Genomic DNA, 25,441 nt, shown 5'->3' on the forward strand with positions numbered 1-25,441 from the left:
TCGTCCTCTTATGCTTCTGGTGGCAAAGTCATTTCCAGTACCGACTGGTGTTGATCTTTGCGGAATTGTTCAAGTTTTTCAGACAGTGCCTTGTCAGTGTTAGCAAGCATGGCAATCGCAAATAAAGCGGCATTGGCAGCGCCGGCTTCACCAATTGCGAATGTCGCAACCGGAATACCTTTTGGCATCTGTACAATAGATAACAGTGAGTCTTGGCCTTTCAGGTAACGAGAAGGTACGGGCACACCCAGAACCGGCACGGTGGTATTTGCTGCCAACATGCCTGGCAAGTGAGCTGCACCGCCTGCACCAGCAATGATGCATTGTAGGCCTTTTTCTTGGGCTGTTTGAGCGTATTCAGTGAGTAGATCAGGTGTTCTATGTGCAGAAACAACTTGGGCTTCATAAGGCACACCGAAAGCTTCCAGTTGCGCTACTGCTTTTTGCATAACAGGCCAGTCACTATTGCTGCCCATTACCACGCCGATAATTGGTTGGCTCATAATCAGTCTTATCTGTCTGAGAAAAAGCAGTGCATTTTAGCTAGTTTATTGAAAATAGGAAAATTTAACCTATAAAAAAGCGTTGTAACTTAACGCGGATAATTGAATGCAACGGTTTGAATAGATATACTTGTTGATCCATTCTGCCGTTTTTTTTGCGACTCTCCTCCGGTTTTGATAAGCCGTGCCGGTTCCGCCGGAGGGATTACGCGACGGCGCTAACAGACGATGAAGGTATAGACGTGAGTCAGCCAACTGAATTAACACAAGGCCTCTACCGGCCTGAATTTGAACGCGATAACTGCGGCTTCGGTTTGATTGCACAAATGGACGGCAATCCCAGCCATTGGTTGGTCACAACGGCAATCGAAGCACTTGGTAACCTAACCCACCGTGGTGCTATTGGCGCCGACGGTAAAACGGGTGACGGTTGTGGTTTATTGATGAAAAAGCCGGATAGCTTTTTCAAGGCCATTGCCAAAGAATTAAATTTCGACTTGGCCGAACGTTACGCAGTTGCCGTGATTTTCTTATCAACTGATGAAGCAAAAGCGCAAGCTGCGCAAAAAATCGTTGATGAAAAGTTAATCAACCAAAAGCTAGAAGTTGTTGGTTGGCGTGATATTCCTGTTGATCCAGAATCAGCTTGCGGTAACGAAGCGTTACGCTCATTACCAACAATGCGTCACGTCTTTATCAATGCTGCTGCAGATATGGATGACAGCGCGTTTGAGCGCAATCTGTATATCGCTCGTCGTCAGGCTGAAAAAGCGCTGACTGCTGATAGCGATTTCTATATCCCAAGCATGTCTTCACAAGTCGTTTCATACAAAGGCTTGGTGATGCCATCGTATCTGCCAGTTTTTTATAAAGATTTGAATGATGAACGTCTGGAAACCGCTATCTGCGTATTCCACCAACGTTTCTCTACGAATACTTGGCCACAATGGCGTTTGGCACAGCCGTTCCGCTATTTGGCACACAACGGTGAAATTAATACCGTTCAAGGTAACCGTAACTGGGCTTTAGCGCGTGGTGCCAAGTTCGCGACATCGCTAATCGAAAACATGGATGATATTCGTCCATTGGTCGGTACCAGCGGTTCAGACTCATCAAGCATGGATAACATGCTCGAAGCATTGTTGGCTGGCGGTGTCAGCTTATTCCGTGCAATGCGTTTGTTGATTCCACCAGCTTGGCAAAATGACCCAACAATGGACGCTGATTTGAAAGCGTTCTATGACTACAACTCTATGCACATGGAACCATGGGATGGTCCTGCTGGTGTTGTAATCACAGATGGTCGTTATGCAGCTTGTACTTTGGATCGTAACGGTCTGCGTCCGGCGCGCTACGTTATCACTAAAGACCGCCACATTACTTTGGCGTCTGAAGTCGGTGTATATCAGTACAAACCAGAAGATGTTGTTGCTAAAGGTCGTCTAAAGCCAGGTCAAATGCTGGCTGTGGATACCCAAACTGGCCAACTGTTGATGCCAGAAGATATCAACAACATGCTGAAAACAGCTCAACCTTATCGTCAATGGCTGCAAGATAACTTGCAACGTTTGTCTGATAAGAAAGATGCTGATGCTAGTACTGAATTGGAAGGTGCTGATTTAGCGGTTTACGAAAAAATGTTCGGCGTTAGCTTTGAAGAGCGTGATCAAGTGTTGCGTGTCTTGGGTGAAGCTGGTCAAGAAGCCGTCGGCTCAATGGGTGATGACTCGCCATTTGCTGTGATGTCGCAAAAACAGCGTTCTTTGTATGACTACTTCCGTCAGCAATTTGCGCAGGTTACTAACCCACCAATCGATCCGCTGCGTGAAAACATTGTTATGTCTCTGGAAACCTGTATTGGTGAAGAGCGTAACTTGTTTGAAGAAGGTGAAGATCACGCACAACGTGTGGTTTTGGATTCACCTGTTTTATCGGACAAAGTTTTCGAAGAAATCATGACGTTGGGTAAAACCAATGCGGAATACAAATCTTATCGTCTGTCATTAAGCTATGACGCGAGTGGTGACCTTGAGTCAGCTATCGATAGTCTTTGTGCTGAAGCGGAACAAGCCGTTCGTGATGGTCATGTTGTTGTCGTATTAAGTGACCGTGGTTTGACGTCAGAGCAGTTGCCAATCCATGCATTGCTGGCGACCGGTGCTGTTCACCAACACTTAATCAGATCAGGTTTGCGTTGCGATGCTAACCTCATCATTGAGACGGCTACCGCACGTGATCCACACCACTTTGGTGTCTTACTTGGTTATGGTGCGACGGCAGTTTATCCATATCTTGCTTATGCATGTTTGAACGATTTGCTGGTAACCGGTGAGATCAAAGATAAAAAACATGCTGACTTGTGTCGCAGCTACCGTAAAGGTATCGATAAAGGCCTATTTAAAATCACCTCGAAGATGGGTATTTCTACCATCGCCAGTTACCGTGGTGCCCAGCTATTTGAAATTGTTGGTCTGAATGATGCCGTTGTCGATAAATGCTTCACAGCCACAACCAGCCGCGTTAATGGCGCAAGCTTTGAAGAGTTACAAGCTGATCAAGCAACATTAGCAAAACAAGCTTGGAATCAACGTAAAACTCGTGACCAAGGCGGTTTGCTGAAATTCATCCATGGTGGTGAATATCACGCATACAACCCTGATGTCATTGGTACGTTGCAAAAAGCTGTTCAAGGCGGAAGCTACGATGATTACAAAGCCTATGCTGATTTAGTAAATGAACGTGACCCAATGGTCTTACGTGATTTGCTGGATCTGAAATTGGCTAACACACCAATGTCTATTGATGATGTTGAAGAAATCTCGGAAATTTTGCCACGCTTCGATAGTGCGGGTATGTCGTTAGGTGCTCTGTCACCTGAGGCCCATGAAGCCCTAGCTATTGCCATGAACCGTTTAGGTGGCCGCTCTAACTCTGGTGAGGGTGGTGAAGACCCTGCTCGTTTTGGTAATGAGCGTGTTTCAAAAATTAAACAGATCGCATCTGGTCGTTTTGGTGTGACACCACACTATTTGGTGAACGCTGAAGTATTGCAGATCAAAGTTGCTCAAGGTGCAAAACCGGGTGAGGGTGGTCAGTTACCCGGCGGTAAAGTTAACCAGATGATTGCCACACTTCGCCACTCAGTGCCGGGTGTGACATTGATTTCGCCCCCACCACATCACGATATTTACTCTATCGAAGATTTGGCGCAGCTTATTTTTGACTTGAAACAAGTTAATCCAGAAGCCCTTGTTTCGGTGAAATTGGTTTCACAAGCGGGTGTGGGTACGGTTGCCGCTGGTGTTGCTAAAGCCTATGCCGACCTTATCACTATTTCTGGTTATGACGGTGGTACAGGTGCGAGCCCACTGACATCAGTCAAATATGCGGGTGGCCCATGGGAATTAGGTCTTTCTGAAGCACACCAAACGCTGCGTGCGAATGATCTGCGTGACAAAGTCCGTCTACAAACAGATGGTGGTCTGAAAACGGGTCTAGACGTTGTTAAAGCTGCTATTTTGGGTGCTGAAAGCTTTGGTTTCGGTACCGGCCCAATGGTTGCTTTGGGTTGTAAATATCTGCGTATTTGCCACTTGAATAACTGTGCAACCGGTGTTGCAACGCAGAATGAAAAACTGCGTAGCCAGCACTTCATTGGTTTGCCACAAATGGTAATGAACTACTTCCAGTTCGTTGCTCGCGAAACCCGTGAATGGTTGGCCAAACTAGGCGTGCGTAGCTTGCAAGATCTCATTGGTCGTACGGATCTGTTAGAAATCTTGCCAGGTAATACAGCTAAGCAGAACAAGCTAAATCTTGAGCCATTGTTATCAACAGCAGGTATTGCTGCTGATAAGCCGCAATTCTGTTTAGAACCGAAAAATGAGCCATACGACAAAGGTGAGTTAGCAGAACACATGGTCGCCACTATGAAAGAGGCGATTGTTAACAAAACAGGTGGAGAATTCCACTTTGATGTTCGCAATATCAACCGTTCTATTGGTGCGCGTATTTCTGGTGAAATTGCTAAGCTTTACGGCAATTACGATATGGCCGATAAACCGCTACGCGTTAAGCTGAAAGGCTCTGCGGGTCAGAGCTTCGGTGTATTTAATGCCGGTGGTTTAGAAATGTACTTAGAGGGTGATGCTAACGATTACGTTGGTAAAGGTATGGCCGCAGGTAAATTGGTCATTAACCCATCACCAGAAAGTGATTTCGAAACACAAAACGCGAGCATCGTTGGTAACACATGTTTATACGGTGCAACGGGTGGTGAATTGTTTGCTGCCGGTAATGCTGGTGAACGTTTCGCAGTTCGTAACTCAGGTGCCACAGCAGTTGTTGAAGGTGTTGGCGACCACGGTTGTGAATACATGACTGGCGGTGTGGTTGTAGTTCTTGGTGATACAGGCCTGAACTTTGGTGCTGGTATGACGGGTGGTCTGGCGTATGTTCTGGACAGCGATGACAGCTTTGCAGAACGTTACAACACCGAGTTAGTTGAGTTGTTACGCATTGATAGCCCAGAAATGTCAGAAGCAGCCTTGCATTTGAAAGGTCTGATTGAAGACCACATTCGCGAAACCGGCAGTGCTTGGGCAAATCAAATTCTGGATCGATTTGAACAATCGTTGAAATCATTCTGGTTGGTGAAACCTAAAGCAGCAACGCTGGATGGATTGCTGAAAATCGCAACCAAAGCTGCCTAAGCCGGATAAGAATAAAGATAACGATGAAAAAAAATACTTTTCAATTTTTAGATGTAGGCCGTGTTGACCCGAAAAAACTGGACGCCAATGTGCGTGTTCAGAAGTTTGGTGAGATTTATGGTGACTTTGACGCACCACAGGCTGCAGAACAAGCTGATCGTTGCCTAGAGTGCGGTAACCCATATTGTGAATGGAAATGTCCAGTTCACAACTACATTCCAAACTGGTTAAAACTGGTTAGTGAAGGCAACTTGGCACAAGCTGCTGAACTGTCTCACCAAACCAACACACTGCCAGAAATTTGTGGTCGTGTTTGCCCGCAAGATCGTTTGTGTGAAGGTGCATGTACCTTAAACGATGGTTTTGGTGCTGTCACGATTGGTTCTGTCGAAAAATACATTACTGATACGGCGCTTGCCGAAGGCTGGCGCCCAGATATGTCTAATGTCCAAGACACTGGTAAACGTGTTGCCGTTATCGGTGCTGGTCCTGCTGGTTTAGGTGCTGCTGACGTACTGGTTCGTAACGGTGTTAAACCGGTTGTATTTGATCGTTACCCAGAAATTGGTGGTCTGCTGACGTTTGGTATTCCAGAATTTAAACTGGAAAAAGAAGTGGTTAAACGTCGCCGTGAAGTACTTGAAGGCATGGGTGTTGAATTCAGACTAAATACCGAAGTTGGTAAAGATATCGAGTTCCAAACACTGATTGACGAATATGATGCTGTCTTCCTTGGAATGGGCACGTACACCTACATGAAAGGTGGCTTCCCTGGTGAAGACTTGCCGGGCGTATACGAAGCGTTGCCTTACCTTGTTGCTAATAATAAAAAACTATTAGAACTACCAGCCGAAAACTATGTTTCGCTAGAAGGTAAAAATGTTGTCGTACTTGGTGGTGGTGACACTGCGATGGACTGTAACCGTACAGCAATTCGCCAAGGTGCCAGCAGCGTAACTTGTGCTTACCGTCGTGACGAAGAAAATATGCCAGGTTCACGCCGCGAAGTGAACAATGCACGCGAAGAGGGTGTGCAGTTCTTATGGAATAGACAACCTGTTGAGTTAGTTGGTGATGAGAATGGGGTCACTGGCGTCAAAGTGGTGACAACTGCGATGGGTGCGCCTGATGAGCGTGGCCGTAGTCGTCCAGAGCCGGTGCCGGGTAGTGAAGAAATTATTCCAGCAGAAGCTGTCGTTATTGCGTTTGGTTTCCGCCCAAGTCCTGCACCATGGTTTGAAAAATTCAATATCAGCATTGATGATGGTGGTCGTGTAAAAGCGCCAGCAAATGGTGCTGTAGCGTATCAAACCACCAATCCGAAAATCTTTGCCGGTGGTGATATGGTCCGAGGCTCTGACCTTGTTGTTACAGCGGTATGGGAAGGTCGTGAAGCTGCCAAAGGTATTTTGGACTTCTTAGAAGTTTAAAAAACGCCATTGCTGCAGTCATTAACGCACTGAGCGTGTCTGATTTGTTTAATCCGGCCGCCAGTGCGTTTTTTATGCGCCAAAGAATGAAGGAGAAGCTGTGTCAGAATTGAAAAATGATCGTTATCTACGAGCATTGTTGAAACAACCGGTAGATAGAACACCGATCTGGATCATGCGCCAAGCAGGGCGGTATTTGCCTGAGTATCGAGAAGTAAGAGCAAAAGCAGGGGATTTTATGACCCTTTGCTCTACGCCAGAGTTAGCGTGCGAGGTTACTCTACAGCCGTTGAGACGCTATGACTTGGATGCTTCCATCATCTTCTCAGATATCCTGACAATTCCTGATGCAATGGGCTTGGGGCTCTACTTTGCGACTGGTGAAGGGCCAAAGTTTGAACGTACGATTCGCACGGCTGCAGATGTAGAAAAGCTGCCTGTACCAGATATGAATGAAAGCCTGCGTTATGTAATGGATGCTATTCGTCTGACGCGGCGAGAAATTGATGGCAAAGTACCGTTGATTGGCTTTAGCGGTAGCCCATGGACATTAGCGTGTTACATGGTTGAAGGGGGATCTTCAAAAGACTTTGCCAAAATTAAGGGTATGGCTTTTGATGCGCCTGATGTAATGCATGCCTTGCTGGCAAAGTTAGCCACGGCGGTTACTGATTACCTAAACGCACAAATTGAGGCTGGTGCCCAAGCTATCATGTTATTTGATACCTGGGGCGGCAGCTTGAGTGGGCCAAACTATCGTGAGTTTTCTCTGCAATACATGCAGCAAATCATCGCGGGATTAAAGAAAGAGAATGAAGGTCGTAAAGTCCCGCTAACGATGTTCACCAAAGGTGGTGGTCAATGGTTAAGCCATATGGCCGAGGTTGGTGCAGATGCATTAGGCTTGGACTGGACAACAGATATTTCCTTAGCACGATATCAAGTAGGCGATAAAGTCGCGTTACAAGGCAATATGGACCCATGTGTGTTGTACGCTTCACCTGACCGTATTGAAGCGGAAGTAAAAGATATTCTTGCTGGCTATGGTCATGGCAGTGGCCATGTCTTTAATTTGGGCCATGGTATCCATCCAACCATCAACCCAGAACATGTAGCGGCATTGGTTGAGGCTGTTCATAAACACTCAATGCCATACCATCAATAATAAATATTCATTTATTAGACATAAAAAAAGGGCCGGTAAAACCGGCCCTTTTTGTTATCACCTAAAGTGGTAATTATTTGGTGTTGCTTGAAAACTCTGGATAAGCTTCCATACCGCATTCAACCAAATCCACACCTTCGGCTTCTTCTTCTTCGCTAACACGAATGCCCATAACCATTTTCAGGATAGACCAGACAATGAAGCTGACTACGAATACCCAAACAAAGATGGTTACTGCACCGATGATTTGTGCAGAGAAGCTAGCATCGCTGTTAGTCAGTGGCACAGCCAACAGACCCCAGATACCAACTACACCGTGCACAGAGATAGCGCCGACTGGATCATCAATTTTGATTTTATCCATGAAGATGATTGAGAACACAACTAACAGACCACCAACTGCACCAATCAGTGTAGCGATAAGTGGTGTTGGTGTGTCAGGACCAGCTGTAATAGCAACCAGACCAGCTAATGCACCATTCAGAATCATAGTTAAGTCTGCTTTACCGAACAGCAGTTTAGCGACGATTAGAGCAGCAATCACACCACCTGCAGCTGCAGCGTTAGTGTTCATGAATACATTTGCAACAGCGTTAGCATCAGCAACAGAAGCAGTAGCCAGAACTGAACCACCGTTGAAGCCGAACCAACCCATCCACAGGATGAATGTACCCAGAGTTGCTAATGGTAAGTTTGCACCTGGAATTGGGCGAACTTCACCGTTAGGACCGTATTTGCCTTTACGAGCACCCAGCAGGATTACACCAGCAAGCGCTGCAGCAGCACCAGCCATGTGAACGATACCTGAACCAGCGAAGTCAAGGAAACCGATATCACCTAGGTTGAACATGCCGAAGACATCTTGGCCACCCCAAGTCCAGCTACCTTGCATTGGGTAGATGAAGCCAGTCATGACTACTGCGAAAGCAGCAAATGTCCAAAGCTTCATACGCTCAGCAACGGCACCAGAAACAATTGACATCGCAGTTGCAACGAACACAACTTGGAAGAAGAAGTCAGCTGATGGAGAGTAAGTCCATTCATCAGCAACGCCATCACCCATGATGCCTGACAAGAAGATACCACCGTCATACATAATGCTATAACCAACGATCATGTACATGATGCAAGCAATCGCAAACAACATAACGTTTTTGGTCAAGATTTCGGCAGTGTTTTTAGAACGTACTAAGCCTGATTCCAGCATTGCGAAACCAGCGGCCATCCACATTACAAAGGCACCACTGATTACAAAGTAAAAAGTATCCAATGCATATTGGAGTTCGAAGATTTGATTTTCCATCGTATTAACTCCTTCAAGCTTACAGAGCTTCAGTACCGGTTTCGCTAGTGCGAATCCGTACTACTTGCTCTAATGGGTAGACGAAAATTTTGCCATCACCGATTTTGCCAGTGTTAGCACCCTTGATAACCGCTTCGATCACTTGTTCGACGATGCTATCATCGACGGCGATTTCCAACTTAAGTTTAGGCAAGAAATCAACGACGTACTCAGCGCCACGATACAATTCAGTGTGACCTTTTTGACGACCAAAGCCTTTCACTTCAGAGACAGTTAAACCCTGTACACCGATTTCAGACAGTGATTCGCGGACATCATCAAGCTTGAAGGGCTTGATAACAGCTACTACTAATTTCATAAGCGTATTTCCTTCTGTAGAAAAGGAGACCCTCTCGACATCGAGAGGGCCACCGGAGAAGATTTAGAACGATTTAGAAACTGAGAACAAGAAAGTTTCTTCAGCACGATCGCCGTAAAGATCATCGTCTTCAGCATCGCTGTCAGCGTCTTGGTATGACAGATCAAAAGTGAAGCCTGCCAATTCTTTAGAAACACCTACCCAATAGTGCGTGTAGTCGTCGATACCTTCTGCAAAAGTATTTTCGTCAGCGTCATACAGACCTACACCACCGTAGATTGAGAAGCCCATTGGCAAATCATAGCCAGCGTCTAAAGAGTAGTACCAACCGTCTTCATCTGAACCCAAAGTATCACCTGAGTAAGCAACACCCAAAGTGAAAATGCTGTAGCTCAAAGAACCGTATACTTCGTTCCAATTGTAGTCTTCACCTGGGAACATATAACGCAGAACACCAACATCATAGCTGAGACCAGTATCCCCGAACGCACCACCGAAACCAGCGTAAATATCGATTTCTGTGCTTGCATCATCATCGAAATCGTAGCTTGAAGCCCAAGTACCAGCGTAGAAACCACTGCTGTGAGCGTAATCAAAGCTGCCTGAAATCGCAGGATCGCCATCAGTTTGTGAAATACCACGCCAGATATATTCAGAAGATAATGCAACGCTAGCACTTGTTGAGTGTTGACCGTCTTCACTTTCCCAAGCCATTGCTGTTGAAGTCATCGCCATTGTAGAGGCTGCAAGACACAATGCTGATAAGGTTTTCAATTTCATTTTGTTGCTCCTAAGCAAGAATTGTCGTGTAGTCATTTGAATATTGCGTTGTTCATTTGCAACACGTTGTATTCAGACTGCAACACCTAACGCAGATTGTGTGCCAACTCTGGTAAATCTAATGAAAACAGGCACATATCGGTTATACGTTGTTTTCGTGTCTGGATAAAGTGATTTATTTTGGTGCGACGCAAAAATGACTATGGATCATATTGGTGCGGCGCTCGTGTGACGAGCTTCGCACAAACTTGATATCATGCAACCACAAATTCCTATAGAAGAAATGCGCATGAATTCTTTGCAGATTAACCCTGTGGCAGTCGATCTTGGCTTTATGCAAGTCCATTGGTATGGGCTGATGTATCTATTTGGATTCATTGCTGCTTGGTTATTGGCCAGAAGACGTGCCAATCATCTCGGTTTAACGAAAACACAAGTTGAGGACCTACTGTTTTATGGTGCTGTTGGCGTTATTGTCGGTGGTCGAATTGGTTACGCATTGTTTTATGATTTGGCCGCTAATTTAGATAATCCGCTTAATATATTGAAGATATGGCAGGGCGGCATGTCATTCCATGGTGGTTTATTAGGTGTGTTGTTTGCTGTCTGCTTGTTTGCACGTAAAAACAACAAAACATTTTTTGAAGTGACGGACTTTATTGCGCCGTTAGTACCACTCGGCCTGTTTTTTGGACGTATTGGTAACTTCATTAATGGCGAGTTGTGGGGCAAGGTTTCCGATGTACCATGGGCAATGGTGTTTCCGACAGGTGGGGCATTACCAAGACACCCATCACAGCTTTACGAAGCTCTATTAGAAGGCTTGGTGTTATTTATTTTGCTTTGGTGGTTTTCAGCTAAACCAAAACCCAGAGCCGCGGTTTCGGGATTATTTTTAGCAGGTTACGGTAGCTTCCGTTTCTTAGTTGAGTTTGTTCGTGTACCCGATGCGCAATACGGCTATCTCGCCTTTAATTGGCTAACGATGGGACAGATTTTGTGCTTGCCAATGATTATTGGTGGTATCGCGATGATGGTTTGGGCTTATCGGGCTAATCCAACAAAATAAGTATCCAAGTGCCTGCGGCTATTATTAAGGTAAGTAACACGGCTAGCGAGCCATAGTCTTTAGCGCGTCCAGATAGTTTGTGGTTATCTGTGCTGACACGATCGACAACACATTCAATCGCTGAGTTGAGTGCTTCGACGATTAAAACGGCGAGCAACACGCTAATCATGGCAAAGCGTTCTAAAGCGGTAACATCTAGAAAAAAACTCGCGGTTGCCAGCACGACAAATAAAATAAATTCCTGGCGGAATGCTGACTCATGACGAATGCCAGAATAGAGTCCTTGCATCGAATAAATGAATGCAAAGATCAGTCGCTTAATACCCGTGTTTTTTTCCATACCGTCGTTTTCACTCCCAGTTGGGCGCAAAATGTGTCTTGATTATGCGCTGAATTAACATAAAGCGTTGAATTCTAGGCAAACATTGTGACTAGCATGTTAAAATTACTGTTTATTTTTTAACCAAGCTTGTTGGTGGCATATGGCATTTCAGGATCAATATGATGTGATTGTAGTCGGTGGCGGTCATGCCGGTACCGAAGCGGCGTTGGCTGCTGCCCGTCAGGGTGTAAAAACGCTACTGTTGACCCAGAACATCGAAACATTAGGCCAAATGAGCTGTAACCCAGCTATTGGTGGTATCGGTAAGGGCCATTTGGTTAAAGAAATTGATGCGTTGGGTGGTGCAATGGCCCAAGCCGCTGATAAAGGCGGTATTCAGTTTCGTATTTTGAATGCGAGTAAAGGTCCTGCTGTTCGTGCCACACGTGCACAAGCTGATCGTATTCGCTACAAAGCAGCTATTCGCCATGTACTAGAAAACCAACCAAATCTTTATTTGTTTCAACAAGCCGTTGATGATCTCATTGTAGAAAATGATCGTGTTGCCGGTGTGGTGACACAGTCAGGTTTACGCTTTGGTGCAAAAACCGTTGTACTCACAGTGGGTACTTTTTTAGGTGGTGTAATTCATATCGGTCTGCAACGCCATCAAGGTGGCCGTGCCGGTGATCCTGCATCGATTAATTTAGCAGAGCGTTTACGCGCATTACCGTTTAGAGTGGATCGTTTAAAAACGGGTACGCCGCCACGTATTGCGACCAGCAGTATCGACTTTTCAAACTTGCAAGAACAACCAGGTGACACCCCCACACCGGTATTTTCGTTCTTAGGTAAAGCCCAAGATCATCCTGCACAGATTTCTTGCTATATCACCCATACCAACGAAAAAACGCATGATGTCATTCGTAATAACCTTGATCGCTCGCCTATGTATAGCGGTGAAATCGAAGGTATTGGTCCACGTTATTGCCCATCTATTGAAGATAAAGTTGTCCGGTTTGCTGATCGTAATGCCCATCAAATCTTTTTAGAGCCTGAAGGCCTGGATTGTAATGAGGTATATCCAAACGGTATTTCAACCAGTTTGCCATTTGACGTGCAATACGAAATTGTTCGTTCGATGAAAGGCTTGGAAAACGCGCACATTACGCGCCCAGGTTATGCAATTGAGTATGATTTCTTCGATCCACGCGACTTAAATCCATGGCTCGAAACCAAACATATGCCGGGCTTATTCTTTGCCGGTCAAATTAATGGCACGACAGGCTACGAAGAAGCCGGTGCACAAGGTTTGATTGCAGGTTTAAATGCAGGCTTGCAAGCACGTGGTCGTGAACAATGGTATCCACGCCGTGACGAAGCCTACATCGGTGTGTTGATTGATGACCTGATTACCTCTGGCACCAAAGAGCCGTACCGTATGTTTACCAGCCGCGCGGAATATCGTTTGATGTTGCGTGAAGATAATGCCGACAAACGTTTAACACCGATTGGTCGTGAGTTGGGTGTGGTTGATGATGCGCGTTGGGCAGCATTTACAGCTAAACAAGAAGCAGTTGAAAAAGAGTTTTCACGCCTTCAAGCCAGTAAGCTTGCACCTGAAAAAGTCGATCAAGCACATGTCAGCAAAGTGTTAGGTGAGCCGCTAAGCAAAAATACCACGGCGCTTGAATTACTACGTCGGCCAAATGTCGATTATTACACCCTATTAGAATTGCTTGGCGAAACCATCGCCGTTGATGATGAAGTGGCTGAGCAGGTAGTGATTAACACCAAATACGCAGGCTATATCAATCGTCAACAAAATGAGATCGATCGTTTGCAACGTCACGAAAATACCGTATTGCCAAGCGATTTGGATTACAGCAATGTTCGTGGCTTATCTAATGAGGTTCGTGAAAAGCTGCAAAATGCCAAACCAGTTAGCCTTGGACAAGCGGCTCGCATTTCTGGCGTTACCCCGGCAGCCGTATCTTTATTATTAGTGCACCTTAAACGCTCTGGCCTGAGTCAGGCGAGCTAATGGCTGTTGAACTACGGGCACAGCTCGAAGCGGGCTGTGCAGAACTTGGTTTGTCATTATCCGAGCAACAAATTCAGCAATTAATGGATTATTTGGCGTTACTTGCCAAATGGAATAAAGTCTATAATCTGACAGCATTGCGTGATACAGCACAAATGCTGAGCAAACATTTGCTGGATAGCTTGGCCTTGTTGCCATATCTTGATGCAGAAAGCTTATTGGATGTGGGCACTGGGGCTGGATTACCTGGCATCCCCGTTGCGATATGTCGGCCAAAGATGGCCATTACCTTGCTTGATAGTAACGCCAAAAAAACCCGATTTTTGCAGCAGGTTAAAGCCGAACTAAAACTACAAAATGTTACTGTGGTTCATGGTCGTGTAGAGCAGGTCACGCTTCCAAAGTTTGCTATTATCACGGCGCGAGCCTTTGCAAGTGTTGGCGATATCATTGATTTAGCCGGTAGACACTGCGATGATGCCGGCAAGCTGGTTTTGATGAAGGGCGTCTATCCTGAACAAGAGTTACAGGAAGCCGGGCCGGGTTTTTCATTGCAAGCAGTCACCGCAATCAACGTGCCTTTCTGTGAAGGGCAAAGGCATTTGGTAACTCTGATTAAGGATTAGGCAGACAGCATGGGCAATATCTATGCAGTGACCAACCAGAAGGGTGGTGTAGGCAAAACCACATCGACGGTTAACCTAGCAGCATCACTGGCTGATTATGGAAAAAAGGTATTGCTGATTGACTTGGATCCCCAAGGCAATGCGACCACTGGCTGTGGCGTTGATAAAGAGCAACTACAAAACAGCAGCTATGAAGTCATCATGGCAGAGTGTAAAGCTGTTGATGCTATTGTTCGTCCTGATGAGTTGGGCTTTGATCTTATGCCCGCCAATACCGACTTAACGGCTGCTGAAGTTCAACTTCTCGAAATCAATTTACGTGAGCATCGCTTACGTCTGGCACTCGAATCTTCACGCGATAAATACGACTTTATTCTGATCGATTGCCCACCGTCATTGAGCATGTTGACGGTAAATGCCTTGGTCGCATCTAAAGGTGTATTGATCCCAATCCAGTGTGAATACTATGCCCTCGAAGGCCTGTCATCACTCTTGAAAACCATCGAGCGTGTTAAGCAGCGTGCTAATCCGAATTTAGAGGTCACAGGGTTGCTCCGTACTATGTTTGATGCCCGAAATAACCTAGCTAACCAAGTGTCACGCCAGCTTATCAATCATTTTCAGGGCAAAGTTTTTCATTCAATCATTCCACGAAATGTGCGACTCGCTGAAGCCCCCAGTCATGGGCTGCCTGTGTTAAATTATGACCGGGCATCACGTGGTTCGATTGCCTACATGGCGCTAGCAAGTGAGTTAATGCGTCGAGATAAAAAAGCAACTGAAGTAGTAGGCGGATAATTCAGATGGCAGCAAAAAAACGAGGTTTAGGGCGCGGGCTAGATGCCTTGCTTGCAGATGTCGAACAGGCAGAAACAGAAGTCAGTAATGACAGTCTGCAACATTTTCCATTAGATCAACTTCAACCCGGAAAATACCAGCCACGTATTGATATGTCACAAGAGTCGCTAGAAGAATTAGCTGACTCAATTCGCGCGCAAGGCCTAGTACAACCAATTGTTGTGCGTCCCGTTGGCGAAGGCCGCTATGAAATTATTGCCGGTGAACGCCGCTGGAGAGCGTCGCGTTTAGCGGAACTGGCAACCGTTCCTGTTCTGGTTAAAGATGTCTCTGATCGCAGTGCGATCGCCATGGCGCTTATTGAAAACATTCAGCGTGAAAACCTCAATCCAATGGAAGAGGCCAACGCGTTACACCGTTTACGTGAAGAATTTGAAATGACCCATCAGCAAGCAGCTGAGGCGGTTGGTAAATCACGTGCTGCGGTCACCAATCTACTGCGTTTAAGAAATTTACATCCATCCGTGATGCGGCTGGTGGAAAACTGTGACTTAGAAATGGGGCACGCACGTGCGTTACTTGCCATCGAAGGCGAGCCGCAAGCTGAAGCTGCTCAACAAGTCGTTGAGAAAGGGCTGTCTGTTCGGGAAACAGAGCAATTAGTGAGACGTCTGTTAAAACCGAATAAAGCCGCTGATAAGCAAGAGAGTAACGCGCAAGCCGAAATTGACGAACTTGCCGAGCAATTACAGGAAAAGCTGGGACAACAAGCCAGTGTTAAACACCTGAGCAGTGGTAAGGGACGCTTAGTTATTCAGTACAGTAATGTCACAGAATTGAAAAAATTACTGTCCAGAATAAAGTAAAGCTCGGAATTCGTTGACCTTATAAGCGGCATATCTCTATAATGTCGCGATTTGCTTTAGGCAAAATAAATTCCAGCAGGCGCCGATGGATCGATTAGTCAACGCACAGCCAATCAACCAAGTGTTGCTATGGCAATGTGTAGCGCTGGTACTAATTACAATAGTTGTACTTGTTTGGCAGGGCATGTTTGCTGCCGTTGCAACCTTATATGGGGCTGCTATGGCAATTTTCAATACCCTGTTAATGAAATGGCATTTGCATCGAGCTGCACATACAGCAAGAGCAGATGCAGGAAAAAACTTAAGTAAAGCATACAGATGTGTCATCGAGCGCTGGTTTAGCAGCCTCGTTTTGTTCGCCTTTGGATTTGCGGTTTTGGCATTAGCGCCATTTCCACTGCTCTTAGGCTTTGCATTGACGCAACTGATGTTGTTTTTGGGATATACGAACCGGGCTTGAAACCAGACATGGCTAGTGAACAGATAACTACATCAGAATATATCAAGCATCACCTTCAAAATCTGACCTTTGGTCAAAAACAAATTGAAACTGAGCCAGGTGTTTGGGCACCAACTGGTGACTGGGGCTTTGCCATGTCATCAGGTGAAGCGGCTAACATGGGTTTCTGGTCAATTAACGTTGACACCATGTTTATGTCAATTCTGCTAGGCGCTCTTATGATGTGGTTCTTCCGCAGCGCAGCAGTAAAAGCTTCAGCCGGTATTCCTACAGGCTTACAAAACTTCGCCGAAATGGTTATCGAATTCATCGATACCACAGTTCGCGGTTCTTTCTCTGGCGGTAAAAACAATCTTGTTGGCCCGCTTGCCCTGACAATCTTCGTCTGGGTCTTCTTGATGAACCTCATGGACTTAATCCCAGTCGACTTAATCCCAATGGCCGTTATGTACGGTTCAGCGTATGCATTTGGTGTTGATCCGCACGATGTGTTCTTCAAAATCGTACCGACAACTGATCCAAATGCGACTCTGGGTATGGCGCTGTTTGTTTTCTTATTAATGCTGTACTACAGCTTTAAGATTAAAGGTGTGGGTGGCTTCATTGGTGAGCTGACTTTGCAACCTTTCGGCAAGTTTGCATTGCCAATTAACTTTGTACTGGAAACAGTTACATTGATCGCAAAACCATTCTCTTTGGCATTACGGTTATTCGGTAACATGTATGCCGGTGAGATGGTGTTCATCCTGATCGCGACCATGTACGGTGCCGGTATGATTCTCGGTTCATTTGCCGGATTGCTACAAATTGGTTGGGCAATTTTCCATATCCTGATTATCACATTGCAGGCATTCATCTTTATGGTGCTGACCACTGTATATATCGATATGGCTCACCAAGAACATCATTAATTTTTAGTAGTTTTTAACTTCTTTTTTTAGTCATTACTTAGTTGTAGGAGAGAAAAAATGGATATGGGTTTAGTTTACATCGCGGGTGCTCTGATGATTGGTCTGGGTGCACTGGGTGCTGCAGTTGGTGTTGGTCTGTTAGGTGGTCGTTTCTTAGAAGCTTCTGCTCGTCAACCAGAATTGGTCCCAATGCTGCGTACTAACTTCTTCTTGGTTGCTGGTCTGGTTGACGCGGTACCAATGATCGCAGTTGGTCTGGCTATGTACGTTCTGTTCGCGGTCGCGGGTTAAGGATTTTTTGAACCCCTTTAGCGATAACAGAGAGGTATTAGCATGAATATCAATGCAACCTTGATAGGTCAATTGATTGCATTTGCGGTTTTTGTCGCGTTTTGCATGAAGTATGTTTGGCCACCGATCATGCAGGCGTTGGAAGAACGCACAAAGAAAATTGCCGATGGTCTGGCAGCTGCTGAACGTGGTCGTCATGAACAAGAGCTGGCTGAAAAACGTGCCCAGCAAGTCATTCATGAAGCCAAAAACCAAGCAGGCGAAATCGTTTCACAAGCACAACGTCGTGGTAACGAAATTGTTGATGAAGCAAAAAACAATGCGCGTACAGAAGGCGAGCGCATCCTGAACTCTGCTCGTGCAGAGATTGAACAGGAAGCAAATCGTGTACGTGACGAATTAAGAAGCCAAGTCTCATCAGTCGCATTGGCTGGTGCTGGCAAGATTCTTAGTCGTGAAATCGACGATAAAGCGCATACCCAGCTGCTTGATGAATTGGTCAGCCAAATCTAGAGGAATCATAGGATGGCAGAAGCAATAACCATCGCACGCCCTTACGCAGCCGCTGTTTTTGCACTGGCGCAAGAAAAAGGCGATTTGCAGGCTTGGTCAAATCAGCTGCAAGTAGTTGCACAATGTGCAGAAGCTGCTGAAGTGCAGGCGATTCTGACCAATCCATCGGTCAGTGATGAACAGGCTGTTAATCTGCTCGGTGATGTGGTGGGTGAATTATCCGCCGATGCACGCAATTTCTTAATGCTGTTAGCCGAAAATAACCGGTTACTGTTGTTACCAGAAATTGCCACACTCTTCGAGCAACTGCGTGCCGAAGCAGAGCAAATGCTGACAGCTGAAGTTGTCACGGCTCGCGCTTTGACAGATGAGCAAAAAACCAAAATCGCAGCCGCATTGAAAAATCGTCTTGGCAAAGAAATTACATTGACTGAACAAGTTGATGAATCACTGCTAGGCGGCGCAATCATTCGAGCAGGCGATCTGGTTATCGATGGATCTGCCTTAGGTAAATTGAACAGACTGGCCAGCGCGATTCGCTAACCGGCCCGTTATAGAGGAAACAGAGATGCAACTGAATTCAGCAGAAATCAGTGACCTGATCAAAAAGCGTATTGAGAGCTTTGACGGGGCAACTGAAGCACGTACCGAAGGCACCGTAGTTGGTGTTACTGATGGTATTGTGCGTATTCATGGTCTTGCCGATGTCATGTCCGGGGAAATGCTTGAGTTTCCAGGCAACACCTTCGGTATGGCTCTTAACTTAGAGCGCGACTCAGTCGGTGCCGTTGTTCTGGGTGGTTACCAACATATTTCAGAAGGCGACAAAGTTAAATGTACTGGTCGTATTCTTGAAGTGCCAACTGGCGAAGCGCTGTTGGGTCGTGTTGTTGACTCACTGGGTAAACCAATCGACGGTAAAGGTGATATTGCTGCAGAAAGCTCTTCTCCAATTGAGAAAGTAGCACCAGGCGTTATCGCTCGTCAGTCAGTTGATCAGCCAATCCAAACTGGTTTGAAATCAATCGACGCAATGATCCCAGTTGGTCGTGGCCAACGTGAGTTGATCATCGGTGACCGTCAAACTGGTAAAACTGCTATCGCTGTTGACACCATCATCAACCAAAAAGGTACAGGCGTTAAATGTATCTATGTTGCGATTGGTCAAAAAGCGTCTTCTATCGCGAACGTTGTTCGTAAATTAGAAGAGCATGGCGCTCTGGATCACACCATCATCGTTGCTGCATCAGCTTCTGATTCTGCTGCACTGCAATTTATCGCACCATACGCTGGTTGCTCGATGGGTGAATATTTCCGTGATAAAGGTGAAGATGCACTAATCATCTATGATGACTTGACGAAACAAGCTTGGGCTTACCGTCAAGTATCACTGTTGCTGCGTCGTCCACCAGGTCGTGAAGCATACCCAGGTGACGTTTTCTATCTTCACTCACGTCTGCTGGAACGTGCTGCGCGCGTTAACGCTGACTACGTTGAAAAAATCACTGACGGTAAAGTTAAAGGCCAAACTGGTTCATTAACTGCATTGCCAATCATCGAAACACAAGCTGGTGACGTATCTGCATTCGTACCAACAAACGTAATTTCGATCACAGATGGTCAGATCTTCTTAGAAACTGACTTGTTCAACGCTGGTATCCGTCCTGCTATCAACGCTGGTCTGTCGGTATCTCGTGTTGGTGGTGCTGCACAAACCAAGATCATCAAGAAATTGGGTGGTGGTATTCGTCTGGACTTGGCTCAATACCGTGAATTGGCGGCATTTGCTCAGTTCGCTTCTGACCTTGACGAAGCAACTCGTGCACAAATCAGCCGTGGTCAACGCGTTACAGAGTTGATGAAGCAAAAACAATATCAACCACTGTCAGTTGCAGAAATGGCGGTTTCGCTGTTCGCAGCCAACGAAGGCTACCTGGATGATGTTGACGTTAGCAAAGTTGGTTCTTTTGAAGCAGCCCTGTTAGCAAACATGCGTTCAGAAAATGCGCAGTTGATGGATACCATCAACACAACAGGCAATTTTGATGACGATATCGCTGGCCAAATGCGCAGCGGCATTGAAAAATTCAAAGCTAACGGCAGCTGGTAAGCGAGGCATAATTCATGGCTAGCGGTAAAGAGATACGCACGCAGATAGCAAGCATCAAAAGCACGCAGAAGATCACCTCTGCGATGGAGATGGTGGCTGCCAGTAAAATGCGTAAAGCTCAAGAACGCATGGCGGCAACACGGCCTTATGCTGAAAAGATTCTGAATGTTATTCAGCATCTGGCCTTTGCCAACCCTGAGTATAAACATCCATATTTGATGGATCGTGAAGAGACCAAACGAGTTGGTTATATCGTTGTGTCATCTGATCGCGGTTTATGCGGTGGCTTGAACAACAACTTGTTCAAAGAAGTTCTGAAAGACATTCGTGAAAAGTCTGAAAAAGGCTTACAAATTGACGTTTGTGCTATCGGTCAAAAAGCCTCTGCGTTTTTCAGCCGCTTGCCGGTGAATATGGTTGCTCAAGTCACTCAGTTGGGTGATGCACCACGTGTTCACGAATTAATCGGCTCCATCAAAGTGATGTTGGATGCGTATGAGTCGGGTCAAATTGATAGTTTGTATCTGGTGTACAACGAGTTTGTTAACACCATGACCCAAGAAGATAAATTCATTCGTTTGTTACCAGCAACACCTGGTGCACCAAGTGAAGAAATGTCTCATCACTGGGACTACATTTACGAGCCAGATGCCAAAGAAGTTTTGGACGATTTGTTGGTCCGTTATATTGAGTCCGTGGTCTATCAGGGTGTTGTTGAAAATATCGCATCTGAACAAGCATCGCGCATGATTGCAATGAAAAATGCGTCTGACAATGCCGGCGACCTTATTGATGATCTGCAGTTGGTTTACAACAAAGCTCGCCAAGCTGCGATCACACAGGAAATCTCCGAGATTGTTGCGGGTGCCGCTGCGGTATAACTGAAATAAAGGGCTGAGCAGCCCGAACCTATTGGAAAGAGGAAGCAAGATGAGCTCTGGAAAGATTGTACAAATTATCGGTGCGGTCGTTGACGTGGAATTTCCCCGCGACAGTCTGCCAAAAGTCTATGATGCTTTGATGGTTGAAGAAGTCGGTTTGACCTTGGAAGTTCAACAACAATTAGGTGACGGTGTTGTTCGTGCTATTGCTATGGGTAGTACAGACGGTCTGAAGCGTAGCTTGGCTGTTAGCAACACTGGCAAAGCCATCAGCGTACCAGTTGGTCAAAAAACACTGGGCCGTATCATGGACGTGCTGGGTAACCCAATCGACGAAAAAGGCGATATCGGCGAAGAAGAGCGCTGGGGTATCCACCGTAAAGCACCTACATTTGACGAACTGTCTGCTAGCAACGAATTGTTAGAAACAGGTATCAAAGTTATCGACTTAGTCTGCCCATTTGCTAAGGGTGGTAAAGTTGGTCTGTTCGGTGGTGCCGGTGTTGGTAAAACCGTCAACATGATGGAATTGATCCGTAACATCGCGATCGAGCACAGTGGTTTCTCGGTATTCGCTGGTGTTGGTGAGCGTACCCGTGAAGGTAACGACTTCTATCATGAAATGACCGACTCAAACGTTATCGATAAAGTATCGTTGGTTTACGGTCAGATGAATGAGCCACCAGGTAACCGTCTGCGTGTTGCTTTGACTGGTCTGACTATGGCTGAGTACTTCCGTGACGAAGGTCGTGACGTACTGTTCTTCGTAGATAACATCTACCGTTACACATTGGCCGGTACAGAAGTATCTGCGTTGTTAGGTCGTATGCCTTCAGCGGTAGGTTACCAGCCTACACTGGCTGAAGAGATGGGTGTTCTGCAAGAACGTATCACCTCTACTAAAGTTGGTTCTATCACTTCTATCCAAGCGGTATACGTACCTGCGGATGACTTGACTGACCCATCACCAGCAACAACCTTCGCTCACTTAGATGCGACCGTTGTACTGTCACGTTCAATTGCTGAATTAGGTATCTACCCAGCAATCGATCCATTGGATTCAACTTCTCGTCAGTTGGACCCATTAGTAGTTGGTAACGATCACTACGAAATCGCTCGTGGCGTTCAAAACACACTGCAACGTTACAAAGAGCTGAAAGATATCATCGCTATCTTGGGTATGGACGAACTGTCAGAAGAAGACAAATTGTCTGTATCTCGTGCGCGTAAAATTCAGCGTTTCATGTCGCAGCCATTCTTCGTTGCTGAAGTATTTACCGGTGCACCTGGTAAATACGTTTCACTGAAAGATACTCTGGCTGGTTTCCGCGGCATTCTGGATGGTGAATACGATTCACTGCCAGAACAAGCGTTCTACATGGTTGGCACCATCGACGAAGCAATTGAAAAAGCCAAAAAGTACTAATCTCTTGGGAGGTAGCTAATGGCTATGACAATTCATGTTGATATCGTAAGTGCTGAAGAGTCGATTTATTCTGGCTCTGTAGAAGCGGTTATCGCCTCTGCACAACAAGGTGAGGTGGGTATTTACCCACGTCACGCGCCATTACTGACGCGTTTGAAACCAGGTGAAGTTCGCCTGTTGAAAGCCGGCGGTGAAGAACACTTTTATGTGTCAGGCGGTATCCTGGAAGTGCAACCGCATGTAGTGACCATTTTGGCGGATACCGCATTACGTGCGGATGACGTTAATGAAGCTGCAGCGTTAGAAGCGAAAGCAGCGGCTGAAAAAGCGCTACACGATAAAACAGATAAAGTTGATTATGCTGAAGCAGCTGCCCAATTGGCAGAAGCAATGGCACAACTTCGCAGCATTGAACGTATGCGTAAAGGCAAAGGCCGTTAAGAAACCTGATCCTGCATACGAGGCCGTCCTAGTGACGGCCTTTTTTTTGCCTATCGAATGGTGGCTGACGCATACAAACGGTCATAACCAATCTGCTAGAATGCCTTATCCCATTTAAATCAAAGCTATTTATGTCACTGTCTATTATTATTCTCGCCGCCGGTAAAGGCACCCGCATGAAATCTGCCAAACCAAAAGTCATGCATACCTTGGCTGGCAAACCCTTACTCCAACACGTTATTGATACCGCTAAGCTGCTTAATCCATCTAGCTTAACTGTCGTGTGTGGTAATGGTGCAGATGAAGTCGTGCCCTATCTTGAGGCACAAGGCATTGATACCGTCATGCAACATGAGCAAAAAGGCACAGGCCATGCCGTAGAGCAGGGCAAAGCCGCTTTTGCCAAAAGTGAACAAACCTTGGTGTTATACGGTGATGTACCGATGATTACTGAGGAAACACTGCAAGACCTTATCAACTGTGCCGCACCAGACAGCTTAAAAGTACTAACAGCCTTATTAGATAACCCAACAGGTTATGGCCGTATTGTTCGTGATTTTGATGATCAAATGGTCTGCATCACCGAAGAAAAAGATGCTGACGAAGAAACCAAAATGATCAATGAGATCAATACCGGCATTATGTGTATTCCCTCAGCGTGGTTAACGCAAGCGTTAAACCAGCTCGATAATAATAATGCCCAAGGCGAATACTATCTCACCGATTTAATCGCTCAAGCGGTCAGTGAAGGCATCGAGATTGGTTCGGTTATCTGTGAAGATGAAATGGAAGTTGCCGGTGTAAATAACCGGGTGCAACTCGCTGAGCTGGAAAGCTACTACCAACAAAAACGTGCAACCGAGTTAATGATGTCAGGTGTCACTTTCCGTGATCCAGCTCGTATCGATATTCGTGGCGACCTAACAGCGGGGCAAGATGTCACCATAGATATCAATGTTATCTTCGAAGGCAAAAACACCATCGCTGATAATGTTGAGATCGGTGCTCACTGCATCATCATCAATAGCACCATCCACCAAGGCGCTAAGATCTTGCCAAACAGCATCATCGAAAATGCCGAAGTGGGTGCTAACTGTGCTGTTGGGCCTTTTGCACGTTTACGTCCGGGTACGGTATTAGCTGAAAAAGCCAAGATTGGTAACTTCGTTGAAGTCAAAAACGCCAATATCGGTTTGGGTTCAAAGGTAAATCACCTTAGCTATATCGGCGATACCGATATGGGCGCAGATGTAAATATCGGTGCGGGTACCATTACCTGTAACTACGATGGTGCCAATAAACACCGTACGATTATTGGTGATCGCGTATTTGTGGGTTCTGATACGCAGTTAGTTGCACCGGTAACGGTTGAAGATGGTGCGACGATTGGTGCGGGTTCGACGATTCGTAAAACGGCACCAGCGGATGCACTTACTTTGACTGTTTCTAAGCAGAAGACGGTTGAAGGGTGGAAGAGGCCGGTTAAGAAGTAGAAGTGCGCTATTCAGGTCGCTGGATTGTGACAAGTAGATAACTAGACAAGGATTGAACATGGAGTCAGGTTTTGCATTAATTTCATTCATTGCAAGTGTTGCGTCGCTGGTACTTGCTGTTGTGGCAATTTGGATAACATTTCAAATCAAAAACCAAGCAGACAAAGTATCAGAAAAAACTACTGACACATTGACAGAAATTAAAACCGACGCGAAAACAATATCACAGGTTGCAATGCCCGAGTTGAAGGCTTATGGCGACTCGATGCGAAGATTTATTTTGAGTGGTGGAAATAATACAGAAGTTAGAAATGAAAACTCTGACTTCGTTGATAAACTAGAAAAAATTGACACACGACTTAAAAGTTTAGAAGGTGAGAATGATATTTCTAAACTTAAGGCTGAATTGAAACTGTTATCTGAATCAGTTATTGATTCAGAAAAAGACGAAAGCCGTGATATTGCTAAATCGTCTAGAAGAGATATAGGTAGGGAGCGAGTAGGTGTTAGGATGACCTTCCCAAATCAAGTCTCTATTGAGACGTCATCACCTAATGAGACTTGGCAAGACTTATTGGACTACGCGATGCACTTTTATGATGAGAGTGAAACCAAAGATCAATATGGGAAAAAATGGATTTTAGTGAACAGCAAGACAAACGAGGTCATTGATGAAAAATTTATTAATGATGAAAGCACAACATTTGATGATATAGGTTTAAAAGTTGGCGACGAGTTAAGCTGGGTCAGTCTGAAAGGGAAATAGAAAGAACCGGGTTAAAGGTCTATAGTGCATCTAGACTCAATGGGGTGGCAGCCAGCATCGTCTAAAGATGTTTAGTTATTTTTTCCTCACGCTACCGCGAGGTGTGATTTAATTGGATTTGTCACATCCATGTGACTCACCCTTCGGGCGCCTCTGGCGTCCAAATTCGTTCC

24 protein-coding genes are annotated in these 25,441 nt (G+C 45.7%); 19 read left to right on the forward strand and 5 right to left on the reverse strand.

All coding sequences use genetic code 11. The annotated features are described in order from the left end of the window. Positions 1-8: 8 nt before the first annotated feature. Positions 9-503 carry a 5-(carboxyamino)imidazole ribonucleotide mutase gene (purE, locus tag OMP94_RS05860; protein ID WP_266277140.1) on the reverse strand — a complete coding sequence of 165 codons (495 nt, stop codon included), beginning with the start codon at positions 501-503 and terminating at the stop codon, positions 9-11. A gap of 236 nt (positions 504-739) precedes the next feature. On the opposite strand from purE, the gene gltB reads away from it, so the two are divergent. The 3 genes from gltB (at position 740) to hemE (ending at position 7,810) form a co-directional block, all read left to right on the forward strand. Next, positions 740-5,215: a glutamate synthase large subunit gene (gene gltB, locus OMP94_RS05865; protein WP_266277507.1), complete on the forward strand. Its 4,476-nt coding sequence runs from the start codon at positions 740-742 to the stop codon at positions 5,213-5,215. A 23-nt stretch (positions 5,216-5,238) separates the two neighbouring features. Then, positions 5,239-6,645, forward strand: a complete 1,407-nt coding sequence (locus OMP94_RS05870; protein WP_266277142.1) for an FAD-dependent oxidoreductase — start codon at positions 5,239-5,241, stop codon at positions 6,643-6,645. A 100-nt stretch (positions 6,646-6,745) separates the two neighbouring features. After that, positions 6,746-7,810, forward strand: coding sequence for a uroporphyrinogen decarboxylase (gene hemE / locus OMP94_RS05875; RefSeq protein WP_266277144.1), 1,065 nt, complete (start codon positions 6,746-6,748; stop codon positions 7,808-7,810). Between the two features lie 73 nt (positions 7,811-7,883). Here hemE and OMP94_RS05880 read toward each other — a convergent pair whose 3' ends face one another. The 3 genes from OMP94_RS05880 to OMP94_RS05890 form a co-directional block, all read right to left on the reverse strand. Then, positions 7,884-9,113: an ammonium transporter gene (locus OMP94_RS05880; RefSeq protein WP_266277146.1), complete on the reverse strand. Its 1,230-nt coding sequence runs from the start codon at positions 9,111-9,113 to the stop codon at positions 7,884-7,886. Positions 9,114-9,132: 19 nt separating this feature from the next. Further along, positions 9,133-9,471, reverse strand: coding sequence for a P-II family nitrogen regulator (locus OMP94_RS05885; RefSeq protein WP_266277148.1), 339 nt, complete (start codon positions 9,469-9,471; stop codon positions 9,133-9,135). Positions 9,472-9,534: 63 nt separating this feature from the next. Next, complete coding sequence (locus OMP94_RS05890; RefSeq protein WP_266277150.1) at positions 9,535-10,251, reverse strand: TorF family putative porin; 717 nt, start codon at positions 10,249-10,251, stop codon at positions 9,535-9,537. A gap of 289 nt (positions 10,252-10,540) precedes the next feature. On the opposite strand from OMP94_RS05890, the gene lgt reads away from it, so the two are divergent. After that, positions 10,541-11,320 carry a prolipoprotein diacylglyceryl transferase gene (lgt, locus tag OMP94_RS05895; protein WP_266277152.1) on the forward strand — a complete coding sequence of 260 codons (780 nt, stop codon included), beginning with the start codon at positions 10,541-10,543 and terminating at the stop codon, positions 11,318-11,320. Here lgt and OMP94_RS05900 read toward each other — a convergent pair. After that, on the reverse strand, positions 11,304-11,660 hold the full coding sequence (locus tag OMP94_RS05900) for a diacylglycerol kinase (RefSeq protein ID WP_266277154.1): 357 nt from the start codon (positions 11,658-11,660) through the stop codon (positions 11,304-11,306). The genes lgt and OMP94_RS05900 overlap by 17 nt on opposite strands. 142 nt (positions 11,661-11,802) lie before the next feature. On the opposite strand from OMP94_RS05900, the gene mnmG reads away from it, so the two are divergent. The 15 genes from mnmG to OMP94_RS05975 all read left to right on the forward strand — a co-directional run bounded on the left by mnmG (position 11,803) and on the right by OMP94_RS05975 (position 25,268). Next, a complete protein-coding gene (mnmG, locus tag OMP94_RS05905; RefSeq protein ID WP_266277156.1) occupies positions 11,803-13,686 on the forward strand; it encodes a tRNA uridine-5-carboxymethylaminomethyl(34) synthesis enzyme MnmG in 1,884 nt (627 codons plus the stop codon). Further along, positions 13,686-14,312, forward strand: coding sequence for a 16S rRNA (guanine(527)-N(7))-methyltransferase RsmG (gene rsmG / locus OMP94_RS05910; protein ID WP_266277158.1), 627 nt, complete (start codon positions 13,686-13,688; stop codon positions 14,310-14,312). Before mnmG ends, rsmG begins: the two co-directional genes overlap by 1 nt. Positions 14,313-14,321: 9 nt before the next feature. Then, positions 14,322-15,110, forward strand: coding sequence for a ParA family protein (locus tag OMP94_RS05915; protein ID WP_266277160.1), 789 nt, complete (start codon positions 14,322-14,324; stop codon positions 15,108-15,110). Between the two features lie 5 nt (positions 15,111-15,115). After that, entirely contained in the window at positions 15,116-15,976 is an 861-nt protein-coding gene (locus OMP94_RS05920) for a ParB/RepB/Spo0J family partition protein (RefSeq protein ID WP_266277162.1), read from the forward strand. Between the two features lie 85 nt (positions 15,977-16,061). Continuing rightward, a complete protein-coding gene (locus OMP94_RS05925; RefSeq protein ID WP_266277164.1) occupies positions 16,062-16,436 on the forward strand; it encodes an ATP synthase subunit I in 375 nt (124 codons plus the stop codon). 8 nt (positions 16,437-16,444) lie between these two features. Next, positions 16,445-17,347, forward strand: a complete 903-nt coding sequence (gene atpB, locus OMP94_RS05930; RefSeq protein ID WP_266277166.1) for a F0F1 ATP synthase subunit A — start codon at positions 16,445-16,447, stop codon at positions 17,345-17,347. Between the two features lie 57 nt (positions 17,348-17,404). Further along, on the forward strand, positions 17,405-17,638 hold the full coding sequence (atpE, locus tag OMP94_RS05935) for a F0F1 ATP synthase subunit C (RefSeq protein ID WP_266277168.1): 234 nt from the start codon (positions 17,405-17,407) through the stop codon (positions 17,636-17,638). Positions 17,639-17,680: 42 nt separating this feature from the next. Continuing rightward, positions 17,681-18,151: a F0F1 ATP synthase subunit B gene (locus tag OMP94_RS05940; RefSeq protein WP_266277170.1), complete on the forward strand. Its 471-nt coding sequence runs from the start codon at positions 17,681-17,683 to the stop codon at positions 18,149-18,151. A 12-nt stretch (positions 18,152-18,163) separates the two neighbouring features. Beyond that, positions 18,164-18,694 carry a F0F1 ATP synthase subunit delta gene (locus OMP94_RS05945; RefSeq protein WP_266277172.1) on the forward strand — a complete coding sequence of 177 codons (531 nt, stop codon included), beginning with the start codon at positions 18,164-18,166 and terminating at the stop codon, positions 18,692-18,694. Between the two features lie 25 nt (positions 18,695-18,719). Further along, positions 18,720-20,261, forward strand: coding sequence for a F0F1 ATP synthase subunit alpha (gene atpA / locus OMP94_RS05950; RefSeq protein WP_266277174.1), 1,542 nt, complete (start codon positions 18,720-18,722; stop codon positions 20,259-20,261). Between the two features lie 14 nt (positions 20,262-20,275). Next, positions 20,276-21,142, forward strand: a complete 867-nt coding sequence (gene atpG / locus OMP94_RS05955; protein ID WP_266277176.1) for a F0F1 ATP synthase subunit gamma — start codon at positions 20,276-20,278, stop codon at positions 21,140-21,142. Between the two features lie 49 nt (positions 21,143-21,191). Further along, positions 21,192-22,568 carry a F0F1 ATP synthase subunit beta gene (atpD, locus tag OMP94_RS05960; protein WP_266277178.1) on the forward strand — a complete coding sequence of 459 codons (1,377 nt, stop codon included), beginning with the start codon at positions 21,192-21,194 and terminating at the stop codon, positions 22,566-22,568. 18 nt (positions 22,569-22,586) lie between these two features. Further along, positions 22,587-23,009 (forward strand): F0F1 ATP synthase subunit epsilon, encoded by a 423-nt coding sequence (locus OMP94_RS05965; RefSeq protein WP_266277180.1) that lies wholly within the window; start codon positions 22,587-22,589, stop codon positions 23,007-23,009. Positions 23,010-23,140: 131 nt separating this feature from the next. Continuing rightward, entirely contained in the window at positions 23,141-24,502 is a 1,362-nt protein-coding gene (gene glmU, locus OMP94_RS05970; RefSeq protein WP_266277182.1) for a bifunctional UDP-N-acetylglucosamine diphosphorylase/glucosamine-1-phosphate N-acetyltransferase GlmU, read from the forward strand. A 58-nt stretch (positions 24,503-24,560) separates the two neighbouring features. Then, positions 24,561-25,268 carry a hypothetical protein gene (locus tag OMP94_RS05975; RefSeq protein WP_266277184.1) on the forward strand — a complete coding sequence of 236 codons (708 nt, stop codon included), beginning with the start codon at positions 24,561-24,563 and terminating at the stop codon, positions 25,266-25,268. Positions 25,269-25,441: the final 173 nt, after the last annotated feature.

It is taken from the genome of Methylophaga sp. OBS3, from assembly GCF_026319325.1.
GTDB lineage: Bacteria > Pseudomonadota > Gammaproteobacteria > Nitrosococcales > Methylophagaceae > Methylophaga.